The organism is Sphingomonas sp., from assembly GCF_045810705.1.
Lineage (GTDB): Bacteria > Pseudomonadota > Alphaproteobacteria > Sphingomonadales > Sphingomonadaceae > Sphingomicrobium.
In genome coordinates this window covers 132,063-158,219 of record NZ_JBJMVI010000020.1, presented here as the reverse complement: position 1 = coordinate 158,219, position 26,157 = coordinate 132,063, and the positions used below count along the sequence as shown (strand labels likewise).

The 26,157-nt window shown below is 65.4% G+C and carries 30 protein-coding genes; 13 read left to right on the top strand and 17 right to left on the bottom strand.

Annotated features, from left to right (window positions below; all coding sequences use genetic code 11):
- Nucleotides 1-57 precede the first annotated feature (57 nt).
- A complete protein-coding gene (locus tag ACJ8FR_RS12685; RefSeq protein ID WP_407828999.1) occupies nt 58-963 on the bottom strand; it encodes a diiron oxygenase in 906 nt (301 codons plus the stop codon).
- Between the two features lie 199 nt (nt 964-1,162).
- On the opposite strand from ACJ8FR_RS12685, the gene ACJ8FR_RS12680 reads away from it, so the two are divergent.
- On the top strand, nt 1,163-2,119 hold the full coding sequence (locus ACJ8FR_RS12680) for an AraC family transcriptional regulator (RefSeq protein ID WP_407828998.1): 957 nt from the start codon (nt 1,163-1,165) through the stop codon (nt 2,117-2,119).
- A 6-nt stretch (nt 2,120-2,125) separates the two neighbouring features.
- Here ACJ8FR_RS12680 and ACJ8FR_RS12675 read toward each other — a convergent pair whose 3' ends face one another.
- Both ACJ8FR_RS12675 and ACJ8FR_RS12670 read right to left on the bottom strand, forming a co-directional pair.
- The gene (locus ACJ8FR_RS12675) at nt 2,126-3,157 is read right to left on the bottom strand and encodes a phytanoyl-CoA dioxygenase family protein (protein ID WP_407828997.1); all 1,032 of its coding nucleotides are present in this window, start codon (nt 3,155-3,157) and stop codon (nt 2,126-2,128) included.
- 15 nt (nt 3,158-3,172) lie between these two features.
- The gene (locus ACJ8FR_RS12670) at nt 3,173-3,808 is read right to left on the bottom strand and encodes a GcrA family cell cycle regulator (protein WP_407828996.1); all 636 of its coding nucleotides are present in this window, start codon (nt 3,806-3,808) and stop codon (nt 3,173-3,175) included.
- Nucleotides 3,809-3,867: 59 nt separating this feature from the next.
- Here ACJ8FR_RS12670 and ACJ8FR_RS12665 point away from each other — a divergent pair, with 59 nt between their 5' ends.
- The 3 genes from ACJ8FR_RS12665 to ACJ8FR_RS12655 all read left to right on the top strand — a co-directional run bounded on the left by ACJ8FR_RS12665 (nt 3,868) and on the right by ACJ8FR_RS12655 (nt 6,619).
- A complete protein-coding gene (locus ACJ8FR_RS12665) occupies nt 3,868-4,710 on the top strand; it encodes an ABC transporter permease (protein WP_407828995.1) in 843 nt (280 codons plus the stop codon).
- Between the two features lie 120 nt (nt 4,711-4,830).
- Entirely contained in the window at nt 4,831-5,292 is a 462-nt protein-coding gene (locus ACJ8FR_RS12660; RefSeq protein ID WP_407828994.1) for a hypothetical protein, read from the top strand.
- A gap of 136 nt (nt 5,293-5,428) precedes the next feature.
- A complete protein-coding gene (locus ACJ8FR_RS12655) occupies nt 5,429-6,619 on the top strand; it encodes an aspartate aminotransferase family protein (RefSeq protein ID WP_407828993.1) in 1,191 nt (396 codons plus the stop codon).
- 27 nt (nt 6,620-6,646) lie between these two features.
- Here ACJ8FR_RS12655 and ACJ8FR_RS12650 read toward each other — a convergent pair whose 3' ends face one another.
- Nucleotides 6,647-7,171, bottom strand: a complete 525-nt coding sequence (locus ACJ8FR_RS12650) for a lysostaphin resistance A-like protein (RefSeq protein WP_407828992.1) — start codon at nt 7,169-7,171, stop codon at nt 6,647-6,649.
- A 119-nt stretch (nt 7,172-7,290) separates the two neighbouring features.
- Here ACJ8FR_RS12650 and ACJ8FR_RS12645 point away from each other — a divergent pair, with 119 nt between their 5' ends.
- The 6 genes from ACJ8FR_RS12645 to queE all read left to right on the top strand — a co-directional run bounded on the left by ACJ8FR_RS12645 (nt 7,291) and on the right by queE (nt 10,823).
- A complete protein-coding gene (locus tag ACJ8FR_RS12645) occupies nt 7,291-7,581 on the top strand; it encodes a hypothetical protein (protein ID WP_407828991.1) in 291 nt (96 codons plus the stop codon).
- A 69-nt stretch (nt 7,582-7,650) separates the two neighbouring features.
- Nucleotides 7,651-8,553: an Hsp33 family molecular chaperone HslO gene (locus tag ACJ8FR_RS12640; RefSeq protein ID WP_407828990.1), complete on the top strand. Its 903-nt coding sequence runs from the start codon at nt 7,651-7,653 to the stop codon at nt 8,551-8,553.
- A 60-nt stretch (nt 8,554-8,613) separates the two neighbouring features.
- On the top strand, nt 8,614-9,018 hold the full coding sequence (locus ACJ8FR_RS12635) for a DUF3617 domain-containing protein (RefSeq protein ID WP_407828989.1): 405 nt from the start codon (nt 8,614-8,616) through the stop codon (nt 9,016-9,018).
- A 151-nt stretch (nt 9,019-9,169) separates the two neighbouring features.
- On the top strand, nt 9,170-9,520 hold the full coding sequence (locus ACJ8FR_RS12630) for a DUF3147 family protein (protein ID WP_407828988.1): 351 nt from the start codon (nt 9,170-9,172) through the stop codon (nt 9,518-9,520).
- Nucleotides 9,517-10,194: a 7-cyano-7-deazaguanine synthase QueC gene (gene queC, locus ACJ8FR_RS12625; RefSeq protein ID WP_407828987.1), complete on the top strand. Its 678-nt coding sequence runs from the start codon at nt 9,517-9,519 to the stop codon at nt 10,192-10,194. The genes ACJ8FR_RS12630 and queC overlap by 4 nt, the downstream gene beginning before the upstream one ends.
- Nucleotides 10,191-10,823 carry a 7-carboxy-7-deazaguanine synthase gene (gene queE, locus ACJ8FR_RS12620; RefSeq protein WP_407828986.1) on the top strand — a complete coding sequence of 211 codons (633 nt, stop codon included), beginning with the start codon at nt 10,191-10,193 and terminating at the stop codon, nt 10,821-10,823. The genes queC and queE overlap by 4 nt, the downstream gene beginning before the upstream one ends.
- A 3-nt stretch (nt 10,824-10,826) precedes the next feature.
- On the opposite strand, the gene ACJ8FR_RS12615 is transcribed toward queE, so the two are convergent.
- The 3 genes from ACJ8FR_RS12615 to lipB all read right to left on the bottom strand — a co-directional run bounded on the left by ACJ8FR_RS12615 (nt 10,827) and on the right by lipB (nt 12,242).
- On the bottom strand, nt 10,827-11,162 hold the full coding sequence (locus ACJ8FR_RS12615) for a hypothetical protein (protein ID WP_407828985.1): 336 nt from the start codon (nt 11,160-11,162) through the stop codon (nt 10,827-10,829).
- Between the two features lie 94 nt (nt 11,163-11,256).
- On the bottom strand, nt 11,257-11,493 hold the full coding sequence (locus ACJ8FR_RS12610; RefSeq protein WP_407828984.1) for a hypothetical protein: 237 nt from the start codon (nt 11,491-11,493) through the stop codon (nt 11,257-11,259).
- An 83-nt stretch (nt 11,494-11,576) separates the two neighbouring features.
- The gene (gene lipB / locus ACJ8FR_RS12605) at nt 11,577-12,242 is read right to left on the bottom strand and encodes a lipoyl(octanoyl) transferase LipB (protein ID WP_407828983.1); all 666 of its coding nucleotides are present in this window, start codon (nt 12,240-12,242) and stop codon (nt 11,577-11,579) included.
- A 93-nt stretch (nt 12,243-12,335) separates the two neighbouring features.
- Between lipB and ACJ8FR_RS12600 the strand changes: the two genes are divergently transcribed.
- Nucleotides 12,336-13,145, top strand: coding sequence for a hypothetical protein (locus ACJ8FR_RS12600; protein ID WP_407828982.1), 810 nt, complete (start codon nt 12,336-12,338; stop codon nt 13,143-13,145).
- On the opposite strand, the gene ACJ8FR_RS12595 is transcribed toward ACJ8FR_RS12600, so the two are convergent.
- On the bottom strand, nt 13,115-13,705 hold the full coding sequence (locus tag ACJ8FR_RS12595) for a GNAT family N-acetyltransferase (RefSeq protein WP_407828981.1): 591 nt from the start codon (nt 13,703-13,705) through the stop codon (nt 13,115-13,117). The two genes, ACJ8FR_RS12600 and ACJ8FR_RS12595, sit on opposite strands and share 31 nt — an antisense overlap.
- On the bottom strand, nt 13,702-14,544 hold the full coding sequence (hemF, locus tag ACJ8FR_RS12590; RefSeq protein WP_407828980.1) for an oxygen-dependent coproporphyrinogen oxidase: 843 nt from the start codon (nt 14,542-14,544) through the stop codon (nt 13,702-13,704). Before hemF ends, ACJ8FR_RS12595 begins: the two co-directional genes overlap by 4 nt.
- A 135-nt stretch (nt 14,545-14,679) precedes the next feature.
- Here hemF and ACJ8FR_RS12585 point away from each other — a divergent pair, with 135 nt between their 5' ends.
- Nucleotides 14,680-15,108 (top strand): hypothetical protein, encoded by a 429-nt coding sequence (locus ACJ8FR_RS12585; RefSeq protein WP_407828979.1) that lies wholly within the window; start codon nt 14,680-14,682, stop codon nt 15,106-15,108.
- Here ACJ8FR_RS12585 and ACJ8FR_RS12580 read toward each other — a convergent pair.
- The 7 genes from ACJ8FR_RS12580 to map all read right to left on the bottom strand — a co-directional run bounded on the left by ACJ8FR_RS12580 (nt 15,102) and on the right by map (nt 23,273).
- Nucleotides 15,102-15,329 carry a helix-turn-helix domain-containing protein gene (locus ACJ8FR_RS12580; protein ID WP_407828978.1) on the bottom strand — a complete coding sequence of 76 codons (228 nt, stop codon included), beginning with the start codon at nt 15,327-15,329 and terminating at the stop codon, nt 15,102-15,104. The genes ACJ8FR_RS12585 and ACJ8FR_RS12580 overlap by 7 nt on opposite strands.
- Nucleotides 15,330-15,341: 12 nt before the next feature.
- Entirely contained in the window at nt 15,342-15,680 is a 339-nt protein-coding gene (locus tag ACJ8FR_RS12575; RefSeq protein ID WP_407828977.1) for a P-II family nitrogen regulator, read from the bottom strand.
- An 83-nt stretch (nt 15,681-15,763) separates the two neighbouring features.
- On the bottom strand, nt 15,764-16,174 hold the full coding sequence (locus ACJ8FR_RS12570) for an acyl-CoA thioesterase (RefSeq protein ID WP_407828976.1): 411 nt from the start codon (nt 16,172-16,174) through the stop codon (nt 15,764-15,766).
- A 75-nt stretch (nt 16,175-16,249) separates the two neighbouring features.
- Nucleotides 16,250-19,846, bottom strand: a complete 3,597-nt coding sequence (locus ACJ8FR_RS12565) for a M1 family aminopeptidase (RefSeq protein WP_407828975.1) — start codon at nt 19,844-19,846, stop codon at nt 16,250-16,252.
- Nucleotides 19,847-19,857: 11 nt separating this feature from the next.
- Nucleotides 19,858-20,733, bottom strand: coding sequence for an ABC transporter ATP-binding protein (locus ACJ8FR_RS12560; RefSeq protein WP_407828974.1), 876 nt, complete (start codon nt 20,731-20,733; stop codon nt 19,858-19,860).
- Nucleotides 20,734-20,859: 126 nt separating this feature from the next.
- Nucleotides 20,860-22,368, bottom strand: a complete 1,509-nt coding sequence (locus ACJ8FR_RS12555; protein WP_407828973.1) for an aspartyl protease family protein — start codon at nt 22,366-22,368, stop codon at nt 20,860-20,862.
- A 77-nt stretch (nt 22,369-22,445) separates the two neighbouring features.
- Nucleotides 22,446-23,273 (bottom strand): type I methionyl aminopeptidase, encoded by an 828-nt coding sequence (gene map / locus ACJ8FR_RS12550; protein ID WP_407828972.1) that lies wholly within the window; start codon nt 23,271-23,273, stop codon nt 22,446-22,448.
- Nucleotides 23,274-23,322: 49 nt separating this feature from the next.
- On the opposite strand from map, the gene ACJ8FR_RS12545 reads away from it, so the two are divergent.
- The gene (locus ACJ8FR_RS12545) at nt 23,323-24,087 is read left to right on the top strand and encodes a competence/damage-inducible protein A (protein WP_407828971.1); all 765 of its coding nucleotides are present in this window, start codon (nt 23,323-23,325) and stop codon (nt 24,085-24,087) included.
- On the opposite strand, the gene ACJ8FR_RS12540 is transcribed toward ACJ8FR_RS12545, so the two are convergent.
- Entirely contained in the window at nt 24,084-26,051 is a 1,968-nt protein-coding gene (locus tag ACJ8FR_RS12540) for a TIR domain-containing protein (RefSeq protein WP_407828970.1), read from the bottom strand. The genes ACJ8FR_RS12545 and ACJ8FR_RS12540 overlap by 4 nt on opposite strands.
- Nucleotides 26,052-26,157 lie beyond the last annotated feature (106 nt).

Genomic DNA, 26,157 nt, shown 5'->3' with positions numbered 1-26,157 from the left:
GCGACCTCAATGACTGAAAGGCCCCGGAAGCGATTCCGGGGCCTTTCTTCAATGGATTCAGGCGAACAGCGGAGCCGCTTCGGCGATACGCTCGGCCGCGCGCGGCGAAATCGCTTCGAGTGTCGATCTGAACCGTTCGTGGACCATTCCGGAACCGATGTAGGTCCAGCGCGCGGCCTGATGCTGCTGCGCAAGAATTTCGTTCCGGTCCTCGAGCTTGCGCCCGATCGCCAGCTCCAGCGCATCGAGGTTGAAGCCGGCCTGCGCCTTGAGACCCTCGTCGAGAAAGCCGCCGATCTCGAAGAACTCGTCGATCGCTTTGTCGATCTGCTTTTCGGTCCGGCCGACCGCGAGGGAGTCGACGATCAACGTGTCGAGCTTGGCGTGCTGCGCTTCTTCGATCCAATGATTCTTCATCAGGCTTTTGAAGAGCGGATCGAGGTCGGTGTCGTCACGGATCGAGCCGAGATAGTGTTGCTGGGTCATCCACTCGATCATCAGGATGACAAGGCCGACGGCGAGCGGGTCGTGCTTGAGGATTTCGGCACCGATCGCTTCCGACGGACCAATGACCTGACATTCGACCGGGAAGCCGCGGACGAATGCCTGGTGGAAGCGCTTGAACAGCTGGATGTGCTTGGCTTCCTCGCTCGCGAAATTGAGGATCGCGCGAACCTCCCAATCGTCGCCGAGCAGGTGCGGACGTGCGTGATCGACCAGGAACGGCAGGATGAACTCCTCGACCACGCCGAAGATTGTCAGATATTGATGCGCGCTGATCTGGTTGAGGATGCGCTGCTCGAACGGGTTCAAGGTTTCGATCGCCGCGGTGCGGGCGAGGCTCTCGGGCATGAACCGCCTCGAGAAGTCGAGTTCCTGGTCGGTTCGCAGCACGTCGTCCAGCTGCCACTGCGCGCGGATCGACGATGCCAGCGTCGCCTCATAATTGAAGTCGTGATACATTGGTTTAGCTCCCGTGTTGGTTCAGAAATGGTGCAGCCGGACAGGCGGCCCCGTCGCGGCAAGCAGTGCTTCCCCAAGCCCGATTTCGGTTCGCGATTTGATTGGCGGCGTTTAGGTTGGTTGCGGGTTTGCCAAAATGACCGGCGTGCCGGATAAGTTGACCGAAACGCCGGACTGGGCATCCGGGCGGGGACTTCAAATGGACGTTCTCGACGATATCCTGGGTTCGCTCCGCTTAAGCGGCGGTGTGGTCATCGACGGCAAGTTCACCGGCGATTATTGCGTGCGGGCGCAGTTCACGCCGGACCATTGCGCACCCTGGTTCCCGATGCCGGGAACGCTCATCGCTTATCATTACGTCCGCTCCGGGCGGACGATCGCCCAGGTCGACGGGCTCGACCCGGTCTCGGTCGACGCGGGCAGCATCATCATCCTTCCGCGCAACGACCCTCATTTGCTGACCAGCCGCCTCGGCGTGCCGGCCGCCGACGTCGGCGAGATCGGCTGGGTGACGGCCGACGGCGTCCACCGCGTGTCGAGCGGCACTCCGGGCGAGAAGACCGAAGTCTGGTGCGGATTTCTTGGAACGCGCCTCGGCACGCGGCACCCGTTGATGGACGCGCTGCCGGCAATGCTGACGCTGAATGCCGCCAAGCACGAGGCGCAGTGGCTCGACAGCTCGCTGCGCTTCCTCGCGGCCGGCAATGCCTCGCCGGAGATGATTGCACGGCTGTCGGAGCTGTTCCTCGCCCAGGCGATCCGCGACTATGTCGAGAATCTGCCCGACAGCTCGTCAGGCTGGCTGAGGGGCCTCGCCGATCCGGCGACGTCGCGTGCGCTGTCGATCATCCACAACCGCTACGCCGAGGAGATAGACGTCGAGATGCTCGCGCGCGAGGCGGGGGTTTCGCGCACTGTCCTCGGCGAGCGCTTCGCCAGCCTGATCGGCGAGTCGCCGATGCGCTATTGCGCACGCTGGCGGATGCGTATGGCTTCGAACTTGCTGCGCGATGGCCGGCAGACGAGCGGCAGCATCGCTTATGCCGTTGGATTCAATAGCGAGGCCGCTTTCAACCGCGCCTTCAAGCGCGAATATGGCGCCCCCCCGGCGACGTGGCGGAAGCGCGCGGCGGTCGTCGAATTCCAGCCGGCCTGACCCGGTTCAGTTGTCCATCGGCCGCTTGCGGCCGGCCCGCAGCCAAACCTGCTTCTTGAAGCCGAGGCGGTCGAGCCAATCGACGATGTGCGGCAGCCATTGCGCGCGGCGAATCGCGATCGAAGGGATCGAGAGCGCGTCGAGGCCGGTCCACGGCACGAACGGCGTTCGCCGGGCATAGGCCCAAATCTCGGCCCGAGCGTGGGGGCCGGCGGAGCTGCCGCGCGCATGGAAGCCGCAGGTGTCGATAACCACCAGGGTATTGGCGGGCACGGCGAAGCGGTGCGGCGGCGGGAGGTTGAGGGCGGGCAGCTCGTCCGGCGCGACGCGCAGCGAGCCGCGCTGGGAGAGTCGGTCGCTTCCGGCGATGGTGATGCTGCGCGCTTGCTCCCACGCAAGCCGCTCGGGCGTCAGCCGGTGCGAGCCGGCCACGTAGGTCAGCGGGGCCTGATCGTCGGTCACGTCGGTGAGGAACAGCCAAGCCTTCAGCGACGGATGGAACGTATCCGTGTGAAGTTCGAGCTGCGGATCCGAGCCGACACCGGGGCAGTGGGTGAAGATCGCCTGGATGTAATAGAGCGGCTCGCTGCGCGTGCTCGCGACATAGGCAAGGAGCGGGCGCCAGCGCCGGTCGTCAAGCAGCGAGCGAAGCTCGGGCACCGCGCGGCGAAGCTCGGGGCCGATGGCGACGCGGCGGGTGAGCGTGTCGCCTTGCTGTTGCTCGCGCGTCGGGAAGGAGCCTGAGAGCAGCGACTGGCGCAAACGCTCGAACTGGTCCGGAGGAAGGAAATCGCGCAGTTCGACGAAGCCGTCGCGGTCGAACTGCTCACACCATTCACGCGGCACGGCCGCAGCCAGCCGGCGACGTCGCGCCCAGGCCAGCCGATGCGCAAGCTTGAGGCGCGCGACGTGAAGGCCGCGCCGGTTGAGCCGCTCGGAGCCGAGGATGGGATTGTCGGCGAAGCTCTTCGCGCCGGTCGCGAGCGCGATCAGCCACAATGGCGCACGCCACCAGCGGAGCAGCGCGCGGGGGCCCAAGACGCGGCCTCGGTTCTAGCGGACTCTCGGACCGCCGAACGGCATCGGCGGGGGCGGGCGGCGGTCGCGGCGCGGGAGCTGCGCCTGGTAGGCGACGCCGCAATGCTCGACGCAATAAGGAAAGCCCGGGTTCGCCTGCTGGCCGCAGAAGTGGAAGTCGGGCTCGCCGGGATGACCCATCGGCCATTTGCAGATGCGCTCATTGAGATCGAGCAGGCTGGTCTTGTCCGCGACCTCGGGGCTCGGCTTGGCCGGAACCAGCCGTCGCGGCGGGGCCGGCGGGATCGGCGGCTGCTGATCGCCGGGACCCTGGCGGATGAAGCCGCCGGGGCCGATCGAGCGGTACTGCATCTCGGGAGCCGAGCGGTTGACCGGCGCGGGGCGTGGGTCCGGTGAAATATCTTGAGCGGCCCTCGGCGCTTCCGCCTTGGGCAGGGGGCGCGGAGCGGCGGCGGCCGGAGCCGCTTTCTTCGCTTCCTTTTCCTCGCCCGCCTTAACCGGCGAGGGACGCTGCTCGAGCCCGAGGCGGTGGGCCTTGCCGATCACCGCGTTGCGGCTGACTCCGCTAAGCTCTTCGGCGATCTGGCTGGCGGTGGCGCCGTCGTGCCACATCTTCTTCAGGCGCTCGATGCGCTCTTCAGTCCATGACATGTTGTACTTCGCTCCAAAAACTTGCCCGGCCGGTCACCAGCCGATAGGCGCCTCACCCGATGGACAGCCCCGCGGCCCACGACCGAACCGACGATTGGGTGCGCTTCGCACCCGGTAAGCCGGTGTTGAAGGGCGTCAATTGGGGAGGCCTCAAGACCCTCTATATCAAGGAGGTGAGGCGGTTCTTCAAGGTCCAGATGCAGACCGTCTGGGCGCCGGCGATCACGCAGCTGCTGTACCTCGTCATCTTCACCGTGGCCCTCGGCCGTGGCGGACGGACGGTGCTGGGCGTGCCGTTCGCCGATTTCATCGCGCCCGGCCTGATCGTCATGGCGATGATGCAGAACGCGTTCGCCAATGCGAGCTTCTCGCTGCTGGTGGGCAAGATCCAGGGCAATATCATCGATTATCTGATGCCGCCATTGTCGACCGGCGAACTGATCGCCGGGCTGGTCGGAGCGGCCGTGACGCGCGCCTTCCTGGTCGGTTTGGCGCTGTGGCTGGTGATGCTGCTGTGGCCCGGCGTATCGGTCGCGGTGCGCCGGCCGGAGCTGGTGCTGTGGTTCGGACTGATGGGCGCGCTGATGCTGTCGTTCCTCGGGCTCCTGACCTCGATCTGGGCGGAGAAATTCGACCATGCCGCGGCGGTGACCAATTTCGTGGTGATGCCGCTGTCCCTGTTGTCGGGAACATTTTATTCGGTCCACCAGCTGGCGCCGGCATTCCAGAAGGTGAGCCACGCCAACCCGTTCTTCTACGTGATCTCGGGATTTCGCGCGGGGTTCCTCGGGACGAGCGATTCGCCGCTGATGGTCGGCGCGGTCGGGCTGTTCCTGCTCAACGTCGTGCTTTGGATCGTCTGCTACGCGCTGCTCAAGAGTGGGTGGAAGATCAAGAACTAGTTATTTCAATGACATGGGTCGTTTACCAAGTTGAACGCTGAATAACGGACGCGTTCAGACGCGCATCAACCGCGACGGCGCACAACTCACGCATCAACCGCTCAACCAAGGAGAGCCGTTATGCGTAAGATCGTATTTTCCATTGCCGCCGCAGGAGCGGCTTTCGTCGCCGCCAGCCCCGTCGCCGCGCAATATTATCCGCAGCAGCAGCCCGCGCCCTACGGCTACAACAACGGCTATGGCTACAACAACGGCTACGGCGCCAACAATGGCTTCCGGGGAAACTGGGGCCAGGTCCGCGCTCTTCAGGCGCGGATCGACCAGGTCGAGCGCCAGATCAGCCGGCTCGACCGGCGCGACGTTATCGGCGGCCGAAGCGCCGAGCGCCTGTTCAGAGAAGCCAACAAGATCGATCGCCGCTTGCGGGATCGTGCCCGTGGCGGCCTCGATCCGCGCGAGGCCGGCGACATTCAGTTCCGCATCCAGAGGCTCGAGCAGCAGGTGCAGTTCGCGCTCAACGATCGCCGTGGCGGCTATGGCGACCGCGACGACCGATGGGGCCACCGCGACCGCGACGACTAAGTCCGCGTTTAGTGCGCGTAAGGAAAGGCGCTCCGGGAGCAACCCCGGGGCGCCTTTTTTTGCCGGCTTTGCCCTTGCGCGGGCCGCTGGCTATAGGCGCGGCAAGCTGATCATCGCCGCTACAAGGGAGCCAACATTGGCCATCACGCCGCTCATGCCCGTTTACCCGCGTTCGCCGGTGCGCCCGGTGCGCGGCGAAGGAGTCTATCTTTTCGGCGAAGAGGGCGAGCGCTACCTCGATTTCGCGGCGGGCATCGCGGTCAACATCCTCGGCCACGGCCACCCGCACCTGACCAAGGCGATACAGGAGCAGGCGGCGACGCTGATGCACGTGTCGAACCTCTACGGCTCGCCGCAGGGCGAGGCATTTGCCAAGCGGCTGTGCGACCTGACCTTCGCCGACACGGTGTTCTTCACCAACTCGGGCGTCGAGGCGGTCGAATGCGCGATCAAGACCGCGCGCAAATATCATCACGCCAAGGGCAATCCGCACAAGCACGATTTGATCACTTTCTCGAACGCCTTCCACGGGCGGACGATGGCGGCGATCAGCGCGACCGACCAGGTCAAGATGATCGACGGCTTCGCGCCGCTGCTGCCGGGGTTCAAGGTGGTCGAGTTCAACGATCTGGACGCCGCGCTGGCCGCGGTCGACGAGAACACCGCCGGGTTCCTGGTCGAGCCGATCCAGGGCGAGGGCGGCATCCGGCCGGGGACCCACGAATTCCTCGCCGGACTGCGCGCCGCGTGCGACGAGCACGATCTGATGCTGGTGTACGACGAGGTGCAATGCGGGGTCGCGCGGACGGGTCAGCTCTATGCCTATCAGCATTATGGCGTGGTCCCCGACATCATGGCCTCGGCCAAGGGGATCGGCGGCGGCTTCCCGATGGGCGCGTGCCTGGCGAGCGACAAAGCCGCGGCGGGAATGGTGATCGGCACCCATGGGTCGACCTTCGGCGGCGGCCCGCTGGCGATGGCCGCGGGGCAGGCGGTATTCGACATTGTCGCCAACGAGGAGTTCCTCGCCGACGTTAGGCAGAAGGGCGAGCGGCTGCGCTCGGCGCTCGAGCAGATGATCCCCAACCATGACCATCTCTTCGAGAGCGTGCGCGGGGTCGGGCTGATGCTCGGCATCCGGATGAAAACCGACAGCCGGGCGTTCGTGAACTATCTGCGCACCAAAGGCCTGCTGACGGTCGCGGCGGGCGACAATGTCATGCGCGTGCTGCCCCCGCTGGTGATCGAGGAAAGCCACATCCGCGAGTTCGTCGAGACGCTGTCGGCGGCGGCGGGCGAATATGAGGTGCCGGCGGAAGCGGCTTAGCGCGAGCGGCCGTTTCGAATTCGCCAATCACCAGATCGCGTACAGATTGTAGAGCATATGCATGACCGCCGGCGCAAACACGGAGCCGGTGCGCCAGCGGGCGAGCCCAAGGATCAGACCGTCAACGAAAATGATCGCGATCACCCACCAGGAATAGCCGTAATGGAGGAGGCTCCAGCCCAGCGCCGTCACGCCTATCGTCAGCCCGACATTCAGCCGCTCGCGCAGCCACGAAAAAATGATGCCGCGGAAGAGCAGTTCTTCGACCAGCGGACCCAGCACGCATACCGCGAGCACGCGAAGTGCCGAGGCCAGCAGCGGCGCTTGCTGCCACGGGCGAAAGTCCCAAGGGCCCCGCCAGTGGGTCAGGGCGTCGCTCGCAAGCATCCATGCGAGATAGACAGCGATGAAACCGAGGGTCGGAACGAGCGGCGGGGCAGACACTCCGAACCAGCTCAAAGGCCGATTGCTGCGCTTCATGCGGATGCTCAAGATGACGACTCCGGCGGCGGCGAGGCCGGCCTTCATCGCAGCGGACGCGATCGCTTCCATGTAACTCCCCCTCGGTATTGCGGAGTGTCGATGTAACGCATAGGTTACATCAGGGGAGACAGATTCGACCAACCGACGAACGGTTATTTATTCGCCGATACACAAGAAGGAAGACGAGAATGGCCACGGCTGTCACTGCAATCATCGCCAAGGCGCAGCGAAGGATCATCGACCATTTCATGAGTGCCGACGCGGTGTCGCCCGAAAGCGCCGTCGCGTTCGTGCCGAAGCGCCTGGTGGCCGAGCGGCAGTTCGCGCGGTTTCAGCGGGCGGGGGTCGTCCGGACAACCGAGGACGGCCGCTACTGGATCGACATCCCGAGCTACCGCAAATGGGAGAATAGCCGCCGTTTGCGGGTCACGGCCGCCGTGATCATTGCCGTTGCGGCCGCTGCCGCACTGCTTGCCTGACTAGGCGCCCGCGGCGGTGCGGAGCGCAGGTCGGTTGCCGCTCCCTTGAAGCCTCCCTATCTTTCGGCGATGCCCCAGATCGACCTCAAAACGGACGCCGCGCTCGGCGTCGCGATCCCGTCGCGCGATGCGCGGGGGCGGATCGCGCGCCTTGGGCCGGTGGTCGATTCGGTCCTTGCCAATCACGGCTATCCGCCGATCATCGAGCAGCTGCTCGCCGAGGCGCTGACGCTGACCGCCTTGCTCGGCTCGCTGCTCAAGGAGGCCGAGGGGCAGTTGACTCTGCAGGCGCAGACCGAGGGCGGCGCGATCGACCTGATGGTTTGCGATTATCTCGGCGGGGAGCTGCGCGGCTACGTTCGCCACGACGCGGAAAAGCTCGCCGCGTTGCCCTCCGAGCCGACGCTCAAGCAGCTGTTCGGGGACGGCTATCTGGCGATCACGTTCGACCAGCCGGTGGCCAAGGAGCGCTACCAGGGCATCGTTCCGCTCGAGGGCAAGAATTTGGGCGAAGCGGCGCAAAGCTATTTCGCCCAGTCGGAGCAGATCCCGAGCCTGGTCCGGCTCGCGGCCGAGAAACGCGGCGAGCATTGGTTCGCCGGCGGCTTGCTGCTCCAGCATCTGCCCGAGGGCGAGGAGGGCCGGGACCGGCTGCACACCCGGCTAGACCATCCCGACTGGCCGCACGTCGCGATCCTCGGCGGGTCGGTGAAGCCCGACGAGCTGACCGACCCGGAGCTGCCGCTCGACGACCTCATCTGGCGCCTGTTCCACGAAGAGGAAGAAGTGAGGACGCTGCCGGCGACGGCGCTTCGGCGCGGCTGCCGGTGCGATCCCGACTATGTCCGCTCGGTGATCGCGCGCTTTCCGGCCGACGAGCGCGAGGCGATGGTCGGCGACGACGGGCTGATCCGGGTCGATTGCGCCTTCTGCTCGTCGAGCTTCGCGATCGAGCCCCAAGCCCTCAGCTGAGCGGACGCCGGTGCAATTGGATGTTCGGCTGTTAACGGCCGCGTGGTAAGGGCGCGTGAAATGACTCGCGGCCCAACTCTCTTGGTGGCGGCAAGCGCTGCCGCGCTTGCGCTGGCCGCGGCCGGGCAGCCCTCCGCGCTCGCCCAGGTCCAGTCCGGGCTGTGGGAGATCAGCGGCTCGGCCGGCGCGGCGGCGCCGACCCGCCAGTGCATCGCCGACGTGGCGGCGCTGGCACGGTTCGAGCATCGGGCGAAGGCGTGCAGCGCGAAGACGCTGAAGGACGCCGGCAATGCAGCCCAGATCGACTATAGCTGCGGCCCCGCCGGGTTCGGCCACAGCGACGTGACCGTGCTCACCCCACGCTCGCTGAGGATCAGCACGCAAGGAATCTCCGACGGGCTGCCGTTCAATTATGTGCTGCAGGCGCATCGGCTCGGCGATTGCCCATTATCGATGCGCCATTAAGGCGTCGTTTAGCCATGCTCAGCTATTGGGGGTTTGTGCCGGATTTGGCACGCTTTCCTCCCAATCGGGCCTGGGGCCCGATCAACTGGGCCGCTTGTCCTCGGATTGGCGGCCCTTCTTTTGTCGGCGGCTCCGCCTTAAGGGCGCGCGGATGCTTTACCTGGTCATCAAAGCCCTGCTGTCAGGGGCCATCGTCGCGGCCGTCTCCGAGATTGCCCGCCGCTATCCGGGCTGGGGCGGGCTCGTCGCGTCGCTTCCGCTGACCTCGCTGCTGGCGATGCTCTGGCTGTTCCGCGATACGCGGGATGCCGAGCGCGTCGCCGAGCTGTCGATGGGCGCATTCTGGTTCATCTTGCCAAGCTTGCCGATGTTCGCCGTGCTTCCCGCTTTGCTGCGGTCCGGCTTCGGCTTCTGGGCCAGCATGGCGATCGTGATTGTCGGAACCCTGGCGCTCTATGCCGTCTGGTTCTGGGCCGCGCCGCGGATCGGCATCAAGCTGTGAGACAAGCGGTCGTGCTCCTCTCGGGCGGGCTCGACTCGATGGTCTGCGCCGCAATCGCCCGCGAGCAGGGCTATTCCGTCGTGGCGCTGACGATCGATTACATCCAGCGGCACCGGGTCGAGATCGAGGCGGCGCGGCAGATCGCCGGCGCGCTGGCGGATCGGCATATCGTGCTGCCCCTCGACCTGCGTGCGTTCGGCGGGTCGGCGCTGACGGCCGATATCGCGGTTCCGAAGGATGGGGTCGGCGCCAATAATCAGGGGGGCATTCCGGTCACTTATGTGCCGGCGCGCAACACGATCTTCCTCAGCCTCGCGCTGGGCCTCGCCGAAGCAAGCGGCGCGCGCGACCTGTTCATCGGCGTCAATGCGCTCGACTATTCAGGCTATCCGGATTGCCGGCCCGAGTTCATCGCCGAGTTCGAGAAGCTCGCGAACCTCGCAACCAAGGCGGGAGTCGAGGGCGAGCGTTTCGCGATCCACGCCCCGCTGCTGCACATGACCAAGGCCGACATCACGCGCGAGGCACAGCGGCTGGGACTCGACGCATCGCTCAGCCACAGCTGCTACGATCCGCTGCCCGACGGTCGCCACTGCGGCGAATGCGACGCCTGCCGCCTGCGCTCGAAGGGCTTTGCCGAGGCGGGAATCGCGGATCCGACGGTCTACGCGTGAGCTACGCCGTCAAGGAATGCTTCCTGACTCTGCAGGGTGAGGGCGCGCAATCGGGAAGCCGGGCGGTGTTCCTGCGCTTTGCCGGCTGCAATCTGTGGTCGGGGCGCGAGCAGGACCGGGAGAGCGCGCAGTGCCGCTTCTGCGACACGGATTTCGTTGGCACGGACGGGGAAGGCGGGGGCAAGTTCGCCGGCGCCGAGGCGCTCGCGGCGCAGGTCGAGGCTCTGTGGGGCGCGGGCACGGCGCGGCGGCTGGTCGTGATCACCGGCGGTGAGCCGATGCTCCAGCTCGACGAGGCATTGGTCGAAGCGCTGCACCAGCGCGGGTTTTGGGTCGCGGTCGAGACCAACGGCACCTTGCCGGCGGTGGCCGGTCTCGACTGGATCTGCGTCAGCCCCAAGGCCGGGACCGACGTGGTTCAGCGGCACGGTAATGAGCTGAAGCTGGTGTGGCCGCAGGACGGCATCGACCCGTCCGAGCTCGAGCGCTGGAGCTTTGACCATTTCCTGGTGCAGCCGATGGACTGCGACGAGCGCGAGTCGGCCCTCAAGGCGGCGATCAGCCTCGCGATGGATCGGCCGAAGTGGCGCCTCTCGCTCCAGGCGCACAAGGTCGTGGGCCTGCCCTGACCCTTACTGGCTGTTCGCCGTCGTCGTCGAAGGCTCGGGCGCGGGGCTGAGCGTGCCTTCACGCGGCGCCTTCGGCTTGGGCTTGGTCGCGGGGGTCACGCCGTTCGAATCCATTGAGGCGGCAGCATTGCTGTCAGTGAGGTTGCCGAAGTTCATGTCGACGTCGGCGGCCATGTTGGCGGCGTCGCCGGTCACCGCGTCGATCGCGGTCACGTCGTTCGAGACGATGTTCTCGGCGCTGAGGTTCTCGTCGATATTCTGGGTGTTGTCGGACTGGTCGTTGTTGCCGCAGCCGCCGAGCGCGAGCGCGGCGCCGGCAATAAGGAGAATGGCACGCATCGAGGTCACTCCCGGTCAGGCAAAAAAAGAGGCTGCCGGCACGTACCGGCAGCCCCTTCAAAAGCCAACGCCTCCGCGAACGGAGGCGCCACGATTACATCGCGTTGTTGGTCGTTGTAGTCGTCGTGTTGGTCGTCGTCGTCGCGTTCATGCCCGTGGCGTTCATGTCCGTAGCGTTCATGTCCGTCGCGTTCATGTCCGTCGTCGTCGTCGCATTCATGTCCGTCGCCGTGAGATTCTCATCGACGTTCATGGTGTTGTTGGCGTTGTCGTTGCTGCTGCACGCGGCAACCGCCAGGGCCGCACCCGCGACCAGGATAAGAGCACGCATTCAAGACTCCCTATTTATTGCGATCTGCAACGGTTTCCCGTCCCGCAAATCGCGCGGACAATAGTCTGAAGCGCGACCATCCATCAAGACTCTTTACACGGCCGTTCCAACGCATTGAGAAACCGGCCGAAACTGCGCTTCAAGCAGGCATCAACCCCCGCCAGCGGGATTTGTTTCCCAAGCTCGGCGAGGCTTGTGACCCCATATTCGGCGATGCCGCAGGGGACGATACCGGCAAAATGAGAAAGGTCCGGCGCGACGTTGATGGCAAAGCCGTGGAGCGTCACCCAGCGCTTGATGCGGACACCGAGCGCGCCAATTTTCTTCTCGTCGGGACCTTCGCCGACCCAGATGCCAATGCGCCCATCGGCGCGGTGAGCGGAAACACCGATGTCCGCCAGCGTCGCGATCATCCAGCCTTCGAGCGCGTCGACGAAGCGGCGGATGTCGCGCCCGCGCCGTTCGAGGTCGAGCATCACGTAGCCGACGCGCTGTCCGGGCCCGTGATAGGTATAGCGGCCGCCGCGCCCGGCCTCATGGACGGGGAAGTGCAAGGGGTTGGTGAGCTCGGCCGGGTCGGCGCTGGTGCCGGCGGTGAACAAAGGCGGGTGCTCCAGCAGCCAGACGCATTCGGCCATGGTGCCATTGCGGATGGCGGCGGCGCGCTCCTCCATGAAGCGCAGCGCCTCATCATAGGCAACCGGCGCGTCGCTGATCCGCCACTCGATATCCGCGGGCACTTCGTCCACTGATGACAGATGGCGGCGACGCGGCTGCGGGGCAAGCGTTGCGCGATCGCCGCCTGCTCCGCATAACGGGCGTCAAAACGGGGAGGATTCGTGATGAGCAGCCTGTCGATCTCGGCGGCATGGGAGCAGGCGAAGGACATCGTCGCGCGCGAAGGGCGCCTGCTGGCGGCGGTCGCACTGGCGCTGATCGTATTCCCCCAGGTCGTTCTTGCGGTCGTCGGCGTGCCGATCGGCTCCGATGCGACGATGCTGTCCAGGCTGATCTATATCGCCGTCGTGATTCTGGGATTCGTCGCGCAAATCGCGCTCAATCGACTGGCGATCGGCCCCTCGGTGACGGTTGCCGACGCGATCATCGTGGGGTTCAGCCGGGTGGTCTCGCTGTTCGCCGCGATCATTGCGGTGTTCATCGGGTTGATGGTGGTCGCGGTTTTGCTGATGACCGTGATGGGCGCTGCAAAGCTGATCACAATACCGGCCGCGGGGCAGACGCCGCCGCCGCCGCTGATCGCCGTGCTGGTCCTGCTCACCGCGCTCGCGTTCGCGATCTTCCAATTGATTTTCCCGCTCGCGGCGGCGGAAACGGCGAACCCGCTTCGGCTGCTATCGAGGAGCTGGCAATTGGCCCGCGGGCATTATCTGAGGCTCCTCGCTTTCATCCTTATTGTGTTCATGGGGCTGGGCGCGGTGGTGCTGCTCATCCAGCTCGGGGTCGGGAGCGTGGTCCTCCTGCTGCTCGGCCCAGCGAACGCGGGCAGCCTATCGGCGCTGGTGATCGGACTCGTCGCCGGGACGATCCAGGCATGCTTCACCATCGTCACCGCGGTGATGCTGGCGCGGATCTACGTGCAGCTCGCCGGCCGCGGCGGGGCTCAGGCGGGCGTACCCAACAGCGGGATCTGAGGCGCGCAATCCTTCGGCAGGATGCCGAGCAGGCGCGGATCGGGGAAGCGTTCAACCGCACGCTTGAACGGGGTGAACCCGGCGCGGCGGTAGGCGGCGAGCGCCGCGGGGTGATCGAGCGAACAGGTGTGGACATGAACCCGCTCGACGCCCTCGCGCCAGGCGCGGCGCACGGCCTCGGCGAGGAGCCAGCGGCCGTGGCCCTTGCCGGAGAGCTCGGGAACCAGGCCGATGAAGGAGAGTTCGCATTCGTGTGGCTCGCGAAAGTCGAGCTCGAGCATGCCGACCTCGCGCCCGGATTCATCGATCACCGAATCGAGCTCGACCCGAGGGTGCTGGATGATCGCCGCAAGATGCGCATCGTCGATGGTCAAGCGCGAGAACCACAGCCAGGGCGCGCCAATCAGCCGGAACAGTTCGCGATAATGTTCCGGCTGGGGCACTTCGATCCGCTGCAAGGAAAGCGGTGAGGGTGGGACGGTGTGATCCGGCGGCGACCGCATTTCGAGATATGTGACGACCGCTGCAAGCTCGCCGTCGGGAAGCGCTTCGTAGCTCATGTCCACTTCGCGAGCGGCGGCAGGCTCATCAGGATCGCGTCGATGTTGCCGCCGGTCTTGAGGCCGAACAAGGTGCCGCGGTCATAGAGCAGGTTGAACTCGACGTAGCGGCCGCGGAAGGTGAGCAGGCGATCCATGTCCTCATCGCCGTAGGACGTGTCCATACGATTGCGGACGATCTGCGGGAAGATGTCGAGGAACGCCTCGCCGACATCCCGGGCGAAGGCGAAATGCTCGTCGAAATGACCTTCGAGATGGTCGTAGAAGATGCCGCCGGCGCCGCGCGCCACGCCGCGGTGCGGGAGCCAGAAATATTCGTCGGCCCATTTGGAAAAGCGCGGGTAGAAGGTCGGGTCGTGTGCCGCGCAGGCGGCGCGCAGCCGAGCGTGGAACGCCTCCGTGTCGTCCTCATAGGGAATCGCCGGGTTGAGGTCGGCGCCGCCGCCGAACCAGCGCCTGGTCGTGGTCAGGAAGCGCGTGTTCATGTGCACCGCGGGAACGTGCGGGTTGGCCATATGGGCAACGAGGCTGATGCCGGTGGCGAAGAATCGTGGGTCCTCCGCGGCGCCGGGAATGGATTTGGCGAACTCGGGGCTGAACTCCCCGCCGACGGTCGAGACGTTGACGCCGACCTTCTCAAACACCCGGCCGCCCATGTGGCCGCGAACGCCGCCGCCGCCGGACTCGCCGGTGGTGTCGGTACGTTCCCACGGCGTGTAGGTGAAGCTGGCGTCGGACCCGGCCTCGCGCTCGATCGCCTCGAACGTGGCGCAAATCCGGTCGCGCAGGGCTTCGAACCAGTCGCGCGCCGCCTGCTGCTGGTCGTCGAGCTCGATCATCGCGGTCTCTTCGCGGGAGCGGCGGGCGGACGCAAGGCCGCTTATGACAGCATTGTAATCTCTGCATAAATACGCCGTTCACGGCGCGCCGGGCAGTGGTTCACGCGCACAGGGGCAGACCGAAGGATTTCAGGCATGAAGAAGTTGATTGTCGCAATCGCGCTCGGCGCGGCTGTTATTGGCACGCCGGCTGTGGCGCAGGCGCCGGGTGGTGGCGGCTGGCAGCAGCGCGACCAGACCCGGGCCGAGGCGCAGCAGCGCGCCGACACGATGTTCCAGATGCTCGACGCGAACAAGGACGGCAACGTGACCAAGGCCGAGGCCGAGCAGCTTGCAGCATCGCGCGACGAGACTCGTGGCGCCGGCAGATTGCAGCGCATGATCGACCAAGCGTTCGGCACGGCGCAGTCGCTGACCCAGGCACAGTTCGAGGCGCTGGCGCTGACCCGGTTCGACGCGCAGGACCTCAACCATGACGGAACGGTCACCGCAGCCGAGCGCGGGCAAATGCGCGCGCAGCAGCAGGGCCAGATCGTTCCGAACAGCCAGCCGAAGGCTCAGTAAGCGCGCCTTTGCGCGTTCACGAGCATCCGTAGCAGCATGGCGACAGGGCGGGGCACTCCAACCTTGCCCTCGAGCCACAGGCTGACCGCCGAGCGCGACACGCCGATCGCCTGCGCAAGGTCGTTCTGCGTGCGGTAGCCGAGGCTGCGCATTGCCGCGCGCAGCTCGTCTGGCGACAGCGAGGCGAGCATTTCGCGAGACTGAGTCGTCTGGTCAGCCATCAGATGGCGCGCCTAAATCGCATCTGGCCCGCGGTCGCCGGTGCGGATTCGGATCGCCTGCTCGACGTCGAACACGAAGATCTTGCCGTCGCCGATGCGGCCGGTGCGCGCGGCGTTCTCGATCGCCTCGACCACGTTGTCGGCAAGGCTGTCCTCGACCACCACCTCGATCTTCACCTTGGGCAGGAAGTCGATCACATATTCGGCGCCGCGGTAGAGCTCGGTATGGCCTTTCTGGCGGCCGAAGCCCTTGACCTCGGTCACGGTGATTCCCGAAACGCCGACCTCGTGCAGCGCGTCCTTCACGTCGTCGAGCTTGAACGGCTTGATGATCGCTTCGATCTTTTTCACGCGGGGGGCCTCGAAAGATTCGAGGTTCCATAGCTTCGCGGGCGTCGCTTCACCATCCCGCAAGCGGGACGCCAAAGCCGCGTTCAGTCGGCCGGCGGGAGGAAGCGGCCAACGATGTCGCGGGCGAGGCGGGCGGGGCGGTGGCTGACCGCGTCGAGGCAGCACCAGCTGCTCTTGATTTCGCTCAGCACCACCTCGCCGCGCTTGAGCACGGTGTGGAAGAAGGCCCGGGCGCCCTCGACCTTTTCGGCGATGACCTCGGCGACGACATTGTCCTGGAGGAAGGTCGGCCGGAGATAGGTGATCTCATGCTTGAGCGCGACCCACAGGTGCCGGGCAACGGCGTCGGGCGGGGCGACGCTCCGCCAATAATCGATCACCGCTTCCTGGACCCATTGGAGATACACGGCATTGTTCACGTGACCCATGTGGTCGATGTCGGCGGGTTGGATCGCGATCGGATGCCGGAACATGGCTGAGGTGCCTCGCTTCATTTGCCCGCTGAGCTTCCACTAACTGACAAACGTGTCAATTAGACGCGAGCTCTCCGAACGGCGAATCGGCACGGCTCAGCCCGCGGTGATGTCCTTCACATTGTCGTCGCTGTTGCGGTCGATGTAGAAATTATAGGGGTCGACGCCGGCGAAGGCCGGTTTCTTCGCGCTATGCAGGACGATCCGCTGGTCGCCGTTGTGGAGCGGCCGGCGCTCCATCATCACCACGTCCTTCGAGGAGAAGGCGCCGAGGCCCGGCCGGGCGGTGAACAGGCCGACCTCGATCGGCTCGGCGAGCCTGGCCCTGGTTTCCGCGCCCTTCCCGCCGGCGTAGAACTTGTCCGCGGCGATGGTGAGCGTCGTCGTCCAGCCGGTCGCGTCCCGTTTCGTCGACGCGTTCTTGACCTTGAGGTCGTAGAGCGTGATCCGCTCGAACAGGTCGGTGATCAGCTGCCGCTGCTCGGGCGTCTTCGCCTCTTTCTTGAACTCGTCGATCAGGTCGAGCGAGCGGAGGTAAGGTGGGCCCTTGAAGCGGAAGCGGGCATCGAAGCGGGCGAGCGCGCGGTCGACCGCATCCTCACCGAGCCGCTCCTGCAGCAAATACATGACCAGCGCGCCCTTGCGGTAATGGATGTAGGCCTGGTTCTCGACGCGCTCGAGCGGCACTTCCTCGACGACCTCCCCTTGGCGGCTGCGGAGGTAGGCATCGAGCTCATATTTGAGGAAGCGGCGGATCTTGTCCGGCCCGTAGAGGTGCTTCATCACCATCAGCGCGGAATATTGGGCGAGCGTCTCGCTGGTCATCGTCCCGCCCTGCATGGTCGCGCCGATCACCTGGTGCGCCCAATATTGATGCGCCATTTCGTGCGCGACCACATAGGTCGTGAAGTCGATCTTCTCGGGGTCGTCGGTCTTGGCGTTGAAGCCGATCGATTCCGAATAAGGCATGGTCCCGGCGAACGCCTGGGCGAAACTCGAATAGCCGGGGAACTCGACGATGCGCGCATAGTCGAATTGGTACGGCCCGAAATGCGCCCGGTAGTAATCGAGCGCGGTCGCCATGGCGCGCAGCATCTTGGCCACGTTCCAGTCGTGGCCGTCATGGTAATAGACTGACAGGTTGAGACCGTTGTGCATGGTCGAGGTCACGCGATAATTCGCCGACTGCATCGAGAAGAAGTTGAGGATCGGCGCGGTGCTGACGAAATGCGCGGTCCGCCGTCCGTTGCGGGTCACGTCGGACACGCGGCTGCCCGGCGCGATCGGCGTCTGCCCGGCGTCGGTGGTCAGCGTGATGTCCGAGGTGACCCAATCGGCGTCGACATAATTGCGCGCGGTCGCGGACATGTCTTCGAGCCTGGCCGGGCGCAGCTCCGGCGGGAGGCCCTGGCGGCGGCGCTTGGAACGGTCGCTGAGCAGCCCCTGGCGGCTCATCCCGATGATCGGGGCGAAATCGGTGTTGTTCGTGAAGGTGCCGTTCTCGAGTACGTCGGTGGCTGGATTGAAGGCGCGGAAGCCCCGCCGCCATAGCCGCGAGCGGAAGGTGAGCGTGCTGGTGGCGCCCGGTGCGAGCGGGGTATCGAAACGGTAGATGCGGTAGCCGAACGGCTTGTCGTCGGAGACCAGCCGCGCGCCGGCGACATCGAGGTTCAGGAATTCGATGTCGCGGTCGCCAGAACGGATGTGGATTTCACGGATCGGCGCTTCGGTCTTGTTGACAAGGTCGTAGCGTCCATCGGTGAGGAGCATCCGTTGCCTGGGGAAGAGCTGCGCGTTGAACACCACGTTGGTGACCGCCGGCTGCGGCAGCTTCTCATATTTTAGATATTTCCGCTCGTAGGCCGCCTGGAATTTCTCGGCGTCGTCCGACGTCACGTAACGGTTGAGGACCTTGATGTTGTAGTAGGCATAGGCGCCGCTGACGCCCATTCCGAGCGTTGCAAGCCCGACGATCGCGAGCACCGGCACGCTGAACCGCTGGGTCATGCGGAGGAACCGGCCGCGAAGCGCGAGATCGGTGCCGCGCGGCCACAACAGGTGGGCAAGCACGGCAAGGATGATGGCGAAACAGAACCAGTAGAACTGGAAGATCGCCGCGCCCTTCCAGAAACTCCCTTCACCGACGAAATCGCTCAAGGGCACGTTGGGCGAACGCCCGTAATTGTAGAGCGGATTGCCATAGCCGAGGTTGCCCAGGAAAATGCCGAGGACGAACCAGACGAACAGGACGCCCCATCCGACATATTTGTTGGGGCTGAGGACCTGAATGAACACGGCGAGGATGGCGATGAGCAATCCATCGACGGCCGCGGGCAGAATGAACCAGGCGAAATAGTCCGGGATGCCGAGCGTACGGGCGCCTTCCACAACCTCATAGACCATGCCGGTCAGTGCCGCGGCGAGATTGACCATCAGCAGGATGAGGAAGATCGCGAGCACCTTCGGGACGGTCATGACCCAGCCCGGAACCGCGGTGGAGTCGATGAGCTCGTTCATCTTGCGGTCGCGTTCGCGCCACACCAGCTCGCCGCCGTAGAAGGCCGCGATCATCACCAGGAAAAGCCCCGAGCCGCCCATCACCCCGCTGATGGTTGCAGCGACGGTCGGATGGTCGGGGGTTCCATAGGCTGACCGCGAAACCCACAACACAACCGCGGTGAAGGTGACCGCCAGGAGCGCGAGAACGATCAGTCCCGGACTGGTGAGGACCTGCCGGACCTCAACCCGCAACCGGGTCATGAACTGCACGGCGCGAGACGGCCGGGCCTCGCGGGCGACGACCCTTCCGCCGCCGAGCTCGGCGGGCGCCGCGGCAAGCTGAGCTTCGCGCCCCTGCCGTTTCGCCAGCCTGCGCAGGCGGAAGCGGGACGGTGCCCGCTCGGTCAGCGAATAGCGCCACAGGGTCACGCCGAGGAACAGCAGGCCGAGCACGATCGCAAGCACGCGGTTGAACAGCATCGTCCCGGCGAGGTCGACAAGCCTGCCGTTCAACTCGCTTTGCGTCCAATAGCGGGTCGCTTCCGAAAGCGCGCCGGTACCGAGCGGTTCCCCGCGGGCGGCGGTCTCTCGATATTCGATCTTCTGGCCAAGGAGGCTGCTGGTGATGAGATAGCCCATCACCACCACGATCGCCCCGACATAGGCCGCCATCATCGAGCGCAGTAGGGTCGCAAGCGCGAACAGCACTGCGCAGATCAGGAAGATGTTCGGGATCGCGAAGACCAGGAACGGCCACGCGTAATAGGAAAAGACTTGCGGGCCGACCGTCTCCGGATCGACCCAGGGCATGATCGAGCCCGCCCACATACCGACCGGGAGCGCGAGATAGCCGAGCCAGGCGATGATCAGACCGCCGACGAATCGTCCGATGACGATCTGACGGGCGGTGACGGACGTTGCGCGGACGATCGGCGCGAATCCGCTGGCGTCGTCGCGGACGATCGCATTGGCGACGAAGGCAGTCACGACGAAGACGTAGAACAGCGAGAAGATCGCCGTTGCGATGGCAATCGCATTGGGCGCATTCTCGTGCACGCCGCCGGGCGTGCCGACACTGACATTCTCGCTCGCGGTGAGCCCGAAGCCCATCAGGAAGAAGATCGCGACGGCGACCCAGAAGACCGGGTTGCGCAGCTGGTAGCGAATTTCGAAACTGGTGATGCCGAAGAGCATGGACCTACTCCTCAGGCGGCGCGGCGGAGCGTGGAGAGCGTCGAGAAATAGACGTCCTCGAGCCCGCCTTCGACCGGGTCGAAACCTTTCGGCTGTATGTCAGACAAGACGTGGATCACCGAACGGCCGGCGAACAGGCGCGTCGAGATGATCTCGTGGCTCGCCTGGTAGCTATCGAGCTCGGACCGGTCGACGGTCCTGGTCCAGATCCTTCCGCGGGTCGCGGCGACCAGGTCCGCGGGCCTGCCTTCAAGCTGGACGCGCCCGTTCGCCAGCACCGCCATGCGCGGGCAGAGGTCGGCGACGTCGTCGACGATATGGGTCGAAAGGATCACGACGACATTGTCGCCGATCCCGGCGAGCAGGTTGAGGAAGCGGTTGCGCTCTTCCGGGTCGAGGCCGGCGGTCGGCTCGTCGACGATGATCAGCTCGGGATTGCCGATCAGCGCCTGGGCGATGCCGAAGCGCTGGAGCATGCCGCCGGAGAAACCGGCGATGGATTTGTTGCGAACCGCCCACAGGTTGGTCTGCTCGAGCAGGGTCTCGACCACCGACCGACGGTCGGCGGCACTAGTGATGCCCTTGAGGACCGCCAGTTGCTCGAGCATCGCGTAAGCCGAGACGCGGGGATAGACGCCGAAATCCTGAGGCAAATAGCCGAGCGTGCGGCGGAGCCGGTCGGGTTCGGCAAGGACGTCGATGTCGCCGAAGCGGATCGAGCCCGCGGTCGGCGCCTGCAGCGTCGCCACAGCGCGCATCAGCGTCGACTTGCCCGCGCCGTTGGGGCCGAGCAGGCCGTACATGCCTTTGGGGATCGACAGGCTCACGTCGTCGAGCGCGACGGTGCCATTGGCATAGGTGTGCGACAGATTGGCAATTTCGAGCATGCGCGATTCCCCCCGGTGCGGCCGTATTGGGTTAGTAATACGGCGCCGGGCGCGCAACATGACTTTTCGACGGGCCGACGAACGGCCGATTCATTGTGGAGCCGTCGCGGTTGCGAAGCTCGGCGCTCAGGCGCTCGGTTTCGGCGCGGCGGCGCATTGCGGGGTGTCGAGCTGAGGTTCGAGCCAGAGCTGGTGGTGACGATAGTCGAAGGTGATGCGGAAGCAGCGGATCACTCCCGCTCCAAGGTTGCCGGCGAGGTGGCGTGAGGCAAAAGCGCCGCGGCTGTTCTGGCTGAATTCCGCCGGCAGGTTGGGGAAATCGACGCCGGCTAGCGTGAAATGATCGACCCTGCCAGCCTTCGACTTGACCGCACCGCCGGCACCGCCGCCGTTGGTCCGGATCTCGCCGGTGCCCGCATCGATGCCTGACGCGGCGACATAGGCCGGAAACAGGCTGAGGTTGCCGCCATCGCCGGTGTCGAACCTGACCGAAACCGGCTTTCCGTTCACGCTGGCGGTGACCGCGATCGCATGGCCGTCCGAGACGAAGGGCAGCCGCACGCCTCGCTGGTCTGCCGCGACCGCGTCGCGGAACGTCATCGTCTCGGCGCGGTAATCGATGGTGGTCACGAAATGAGCGAGGAACTCATAGCCCAAGAGGCCTGCCGTGTCGGACGGCTTGCCGTTGGTCGGCGGGAAGGGCGAAGGAATGATGATGAAAGATTGGTCCTCGAGCGTCGCCGGGCCGATGCTGATCCGGTCGACCATTCCGAAACCGCCATTGTCCGTGCCTTCGCCGACGCCGCCGATGTTGATTCCTCCAGCCGAGGCGATGCCGAAACGCTTGGCTCCGTCGATCGTCAGGATGTTGGCCGCGCCGGTATCGAAGATGAACTCGGCCGGCGTCCCGTTGATGCTCGCGGAGACCAAAGTGTGATTCTTCAGCCGACCGACCGACTTGAACGGAACGGTTACGGCCCCTCCCAAAGGCGGCAGGATCGGTTCGGCCGGCCTGGCCAGCAATCGCGGATCGACGCGGTCGACCAACCGAACGGATTGGGCGACGTCGACCCCGGGGCCGTCGAGATCGCCAGTCCTCTCCTGGCGGAAGGGGAAGACATATTTGCCGACCGGGCGCCAGTCGCTGAACTTGACGATGACCGGGCCATAATCGCTTTGGATCGTCGCGGTGCTGACGCGATGCGTTGACGGATCGAACGTCAGGTCGACCGCGCTCGCTCCCGGCGGCGTGACGTGCCGAGTTGATTCGCCGGGGCGGCCGAACGTCGCCCAGGCGCGCTGGTTGATCCACCGTTCCGCCTGTCGGTCGGCGAACTCCGATGGCATGTCGATGATGTTGCGTGAGCCGTTGACGTAGTTCCAAAGCTGACCGTCGTAGCCGCGCTCATCAGACGATTGGCCGTGGATTTGAGTCGTGCGCTGGTGGCCGCTGGCGAGATCGATGACGGTCTCATAAGCATTAGTTCCGCCACCAGCGTCACTCGAACCGAACACGATCAGCCCTTCGGCAAGAGCGGGCACCGGCGGCGCGCACAGGAGCAGCGCGAACGGCGCCAAAGCGACCGCGAAACGGCGACCCGAAGCTTGCTTGCGCTCACACGTTTTTCGAAGCACGGCGACCCTCCCCTTTGAGCCACGGCAGAACGGGCATTCAATCGGAGCGGGACTGAACCACCGGTGAATCGGCAGCTTCAGTAGGGCGGCTTGTCCAAGCCCGCCGGGCTCTTGGTGAAGACTTCGCAGCCGCTATCGGTGATCCCGATCGAATGTTCGAACTGGGCCGAGAGCGAGCGGTCGCGGGTGACCGCCGTCCAGCCGTCGTCGAGTACTTTCACGTCGGCGCGCCCGAGGTTGATCATCGGCTCGACGGTGAAGATCATGCGGGGCTTGAGCTCGGGCCCGGTGCCGGGACGTCCGGCGTGGACGACTTCGGGGCTGTCGTGGAACACGCGTCCGACGCCGTGGCCGCAGAAATCGCGAACGACGCTGTAGCGCTTGCCTTCGGCATGGCGCTGGATGGCGTTGGCGATATCGCCGAGATGGTTGCCGGGCTTCGCCTGTTCGAGCCCGAGCATCAGGCATTCGTAGGTGACGTCGACGAGCTTGCGCGCGCGCAGCGGCACGTCGCCGACGAGGTACATGCGGCTCGAATCGCCGTGCCAGCCCTCGAGGATCGGCGTCACGTCGATATTGACGATGTCGCCGTCCTTGAGCGCCTTGTCACCGGGGATGCCATGACACACGACATGGTTGATCGAGATGCAGGAGCTCTTGGTGTAGCCGCGATAGCCGAGCGTCGCCGGGAAGCCGCCTGCGTCGAGCGTCATCTGGTGGACGATGTCGTCGAGCTGCTGGGTGGTGACGCCGGGCACGACGTGCGGAGCCAAAGCATCGAGAATCTCGGCGGCGAGGCGCCCGGCGCGGCGCATGCCGGCAAAGCCCTCGGGGCCGTGGAGCTTGATGATGCCGTTCTTGGCTTCCACGCGGTCGTCGGGCGCTACGGTGATGTATTGAGTCATGCGCCCAAGATAGGCACTGCGCCGGGCGAAGTCGATTGGGAGAGCGTGGTTGGAGGCTGAGTCGAGGCAGTGGACCGCCGCGCTGGTCGTGATCGGAGACGAGATCCTGTCGGGCCGAACGCAGGACCTGAATGTCGCTCAGGTCGCGGTCTGGCTCAACCAGCACGGGATCCGCCTCGCCGAGGTGCGGATCGTGCCGGACGACCTGAATCGCATCGCGGAGACGGTCAACGCTCTCCGCGCGGCGCACGATTATCTGTTCACGACCGGGGGGATCGGGCCGACCCACGACGATATCACCGTCGATGCGATGGCGGCGGCGTTCGGGGTTCCGGTCGTGGTGCATCCCGACGCGCGGAGGATCCTCGAGGATTATTATCGCGACCGACCGGGCGGGCTGACCGACGCGCGGCTGCGGATGGCGCGGGTGCCGCAAGGCGCCGAGCTGATCCCCAACCCGAGCTCGGGCGCGCCGGGCGTCAAGATGGGCAATGTCTATATCCTCGCCGGGGTGCCGTACATTGCGGCGAGCATGCTCGAAGCGCTGGCCGGCAAGCTCGAGGGCGGCCGGCCAGTGGTGTCGGTGACGGTCGGCGCACGAGCACCGGAGAGCGACGTCGCCGATCTGCTGCGTGAAACCGAGGCGGCGAACCCCGGTGTGGCCATCGGCAGCTATCCCTTCTTTCGCGAGGGCCGCTACGGCGCCAATTTCGTGATTCGCTCGGAAGACGGCGAGCTGGCCAAGCGCACCGGCGAGGAGCTCGCGCGGCGGCTGCGCGAGGAGGGATACGAACCGGTGGCCGGAGGAATCTAGCGCTGCGCGAGTTGCGCCGCAACGGCTGACTGACAGACGCGCAGTCGTGGTCCGCCGCAGAAGTCTGGCCAGCGGCCGGTCGATTGCCAGAACTGCGCGAGCCGATATCGCTTCGCCAAGGCGAAGAACCTTGGATCGCCGCGCATCGATTCGGTTTGTGGAATGAACAGGAAGTCGATGATCCCGGTCATCGGATATCCGGGCGATTGAGTTTCGGCGAAGCGAAAGGCCGTGTCGACATCACCCGCTGCCGCGCTCCATGGAATCACGAAGTGAGCCGCCGACGCATCGGTGGGCAGCTTCTCCCCGATTTGCCGGACCCTTTGGCGATCGGCCGGACTGCCCGAAGCCAGGGCCTTCTCAGCGGCCGCGCGGAGCTCGCCAAGGGCAAGACTCTCCGAAGGCCGGTCCATCGTCTGGGCTTCGCGGACCCTTCCCGCATCCAGAAGACACCATCGCAGTGCCCATTTGCTCTCCGCGTCGGCCGGCGCGTTGGACAGCCGCTGGCGAAGCTCCGTAATCGGACTATCGGTTTGCATGGCGTCGCAGGCCATCTTGGCGCCGAACGGCTTCCAGTCGATCTGGAGATCGGCTGCTGCTGCCCGCTGTCCGTAGATCGCCGATTCCCGCATGCGTCCGGTTTCAGTGAGAAACATTGCCAAGAAGCCGTTGCTGTGCGGCCATTTGGGATCGACCGAGACAGCCTTTCGAAGAAGCGCTTCGCGCTTGGCCCAATCGGTCGGGGCGAGCATCATCTCCTGCGCGACGTAGGCGTCGGCGGCATGGGGATCGAGTTCAAGCGCCCGCTTTGAGGCTCGCGCAGCTTCGGCGCGAATCCCCGAAGCTTGGTCGGGCGGCAGCAGAGGAGCGAGATAGGCTCCGAATTTCGCGAAATCCGAGAAGGCGGGAGCGAAGTTCGGCGCCTTCGACATGATGAGGCGAAGGTCGTCGAAGAGCTCGAACGTCGATTTGAAATCCTGAGCGTCCTGGTGATTGACGAAAAGATCGCATACTCGAAGATAGCGCGACAGGAGTTCCGTGTCGGTCAAGCCGCCGGGGCCGAGCGCCCGGTACGCGCAGCTGATCACTCCGGCCATGCTTCGAGCGATCGATGAGTTGAGCGTTGTCGGATCGTCGGTAGTGCCGCTCGCTTCGTAGCTCCACAGGCTTTCGTGCCGAACGCGGTCATCGAGGTGCAGCCGCGCATGGAGATTAGTGCCTGAGCGCTCGACCGTCCCGCTCACCGTGTAGCCGACGCCGAGCGATTTGAGCTTGCCTTCCGCATCGGCGCCAGTCAGCGCTTCGCTATCGGTTCGGCTGATCGTCGGGATATGCCCGTCATTTAGTGACGTCGTGATCTGGTCGGTGAGGCTGTCTGCGACCGCCAAATCGGCTCCGAGCGTCTTGATCGGCTGCACTGCAACGCGCGACGGCGATGCGGACGCCGCTGATTGCGTCCACCACCACCCGGCGAGCGCGATAGCCGCCAGCGCGGCCAAGGCCCCGCCGAGGATTCGACGGTGGACGCGCAGTCGTCTTCGAGGTCTCGATGCGAGTGGCTGATCGAGCGGTTGGCCGGCGACCGCAGCGGTGAGAGCCTGCTTGAGCCGTTCGATGCGCGGATCGCGCAACGATCCGCTCCAGTCGCTGAGATCGAGACCTTGGCGTTCACCAAAGAAGAGCGGGGGTTCGCATGGTTCGAGGAAGAGCTGGACGAGACGACCGCGGGCGCGAGCAACCCGCGCTTCGGACCGGACGTTTTCGCTGGCGACCGAGGCTGGCGACCAGCAGACGATCACGGCTTTGGCGTCAGCCAAAGCCCGCTCGATGCTTTGTTCCCAGCTTGCGCCGGCGGGTATGTCGTCGTCCCACCACGGCTCGAAGCCGAGCTTGCGCAGGACAGCGACGAGCTTCGTGGTTTGCCGCTTGTCGGAACGCGCATATGAGACGAAGACTTGCGGCAACCCCCGATCTCCGCATGTTTCAGCGAACCCCGCCATATCCGGAATGGCGGTCGTTCGGTAGCCAATCACCAACAATCGCAGACGTCTCGCGCCCTGGAGGCCCGGA

Excerpts from the sequence above, each read along its gene's own strand:
- ACJ8FR_RS12685 (WP_407828999.1), bottom strand. The coding sequence starts at position 963 with ATGTATCACGACTTCAATTATGAGGCGACGCTGGCATCGTCGATCCGC.
- ACJ8FR_RS12680 (WP_407828998.1), top strand. The coding sequence starts at position 1,163 with ATGGACGTTCTCGACGATATCCTGGGTTCGCTCCGCTTAAGCGGCGGT.
- ACJ8FR_RS12670 (WP_407828996.1), bottom strand. The coding sequence starts at position 3,808 with ATGTCATGGACTGAAGAGCGCATCGAGCGCCTGAAGAAGATGTGGCAC.
- ACJ8FR_RS12665 (WP_407828995.1), top strand. The coding sequence starts at position 3,868 with ATGGACAGCCCCGCGGCCCACGACCGAACCGACGATTGGGTGCGCTTC.
- ACJ8FR_RS12660 (WP_407828994.1), top strand. The coding sequence starts at position 4,831 with ATGCGTAAGATCGTATTTTCCATTGCCGCCGCAGGAGCGGCTTTCGTC.
- ACJ8FR_RS12650 (WP_407828992.1), bottom strand. The coding sequence starts at position 7,171 with ATGGAAGCGATCGCGTCCGCTGCGATGAAGGCCGGCCTCGCCGCCGCC.
- ACJ8FR_RS12645 (WP_407828991.1), top strand. The coding sequence starts at position 7,291 with ATGGCCACGGCTGTCACTGCAATCATCGCCAAGGCGCAGCGAAGGATC.
- ACJ8FR_RS12640 (WP_407828990.1), top strand. The coding sequence starts at position 7,651 with ATGCCCCAGATCGACCTCAAAACGGACGCCGCGCTCGGCGTCGCGATC.
- ACJ8FR_RS12635 (WP_407828989.1), top strand. The coding sequence starts at position 8,614 with ATGACTCGCGGCCCAACTCTCTTGGTGGCGGCAAGCGCTGCCGCGCTT.
- ACJ8FR_RS12630 (WP_407828988.1), top strand. The coding sequence starts at position 9,170 with ATGCTTTACCTGGTCATCAAAGCCCTGCTGTCAGGGGCCATCGTCGCG.
- ACJ8FR_RS12615 (WP_407828985.1), bottom strand. The coding sequence starts at position 11,162 with ATGCGTGCCATTCTCCTTATTGCCGGCGCCGCGCTCGCGCTCGGCGGC.
- ACJ8FR_RS12610 (WP_407828984.1), bottom strand. The coding sequence starts at position 11,493 with ATGCGTGCTCTTATCCTGGTCGCGGGTGCGGCCCTGGCGGTTGCCGCG.
- ACJ8FR_RS12600 (WP_407828982.1), top strand. The coding sequence starts at position 12,336 with ATGAGCAGCCTGTCGATCTCGGCGGCATGGGAGCAGGCGAAGGACATC.
- ACJ8FR_RS12595 (WP_407828981.1), bottom strand. The coding sequence starts at position 13,705 with ATGAGCTACGAAGCGCTTCCCGACGGCGAGCTTGCAGCGGTCGTCACA.
- hemF (WP_407828980.1), bottom strand. The coding sequence starts at position 14,544 with ATGATCGAGCTCGACGACCAGCAGCAGGCGGCGCGCGACTGGTTCGAA.
- ACJ8FR_RS12585 (WP_407828979.1), top strand. The coding sequence starts at position 14,680 with ATGAAGAAGTTGATTGTCGCAATCGCGCTCGGCGCGGCTGTTATTGGC.
- ACJ8FR_RS12580 (WP_407828978.1), bottom strand. The coding sequence starts at position 15,329 with ATGGCTGACCAGACGACTCAGTCTCGCGAAATGCTCGCCTCGCTGTCG.
- ACJ8FR_RS12570 (WP_407828976.1), bottom strand. The coding sequence starts at position 16,174 with ATGAAGCGAGGCACCTCAGCCATGTTCCGGCATCCGATCGCGATCCAA.
- ACJ8FR_RS12565 (WP_407828975.1), bottom strand. The coding sequence starts at position 19,846 with ATGCTCTTCGGCATCACCAGTTTCGAAATTCGCTACCAGCTGCGCAAC.
- ACJ8FR_RS12560 (WP_407828974.1), bottom strand. The coding sequence starts at position 20,733 with ATGCTCGAAATTGCCAATCTGTCGCACACCTATGCCAATGGCACCGTC.
- map (WP_407828972.1), bottom strand. The coding sequence starts at position 23,273 with ATGACTCAATACATCACCGTAGCGCCCGACGACCGCGTGGAAGCCAAG.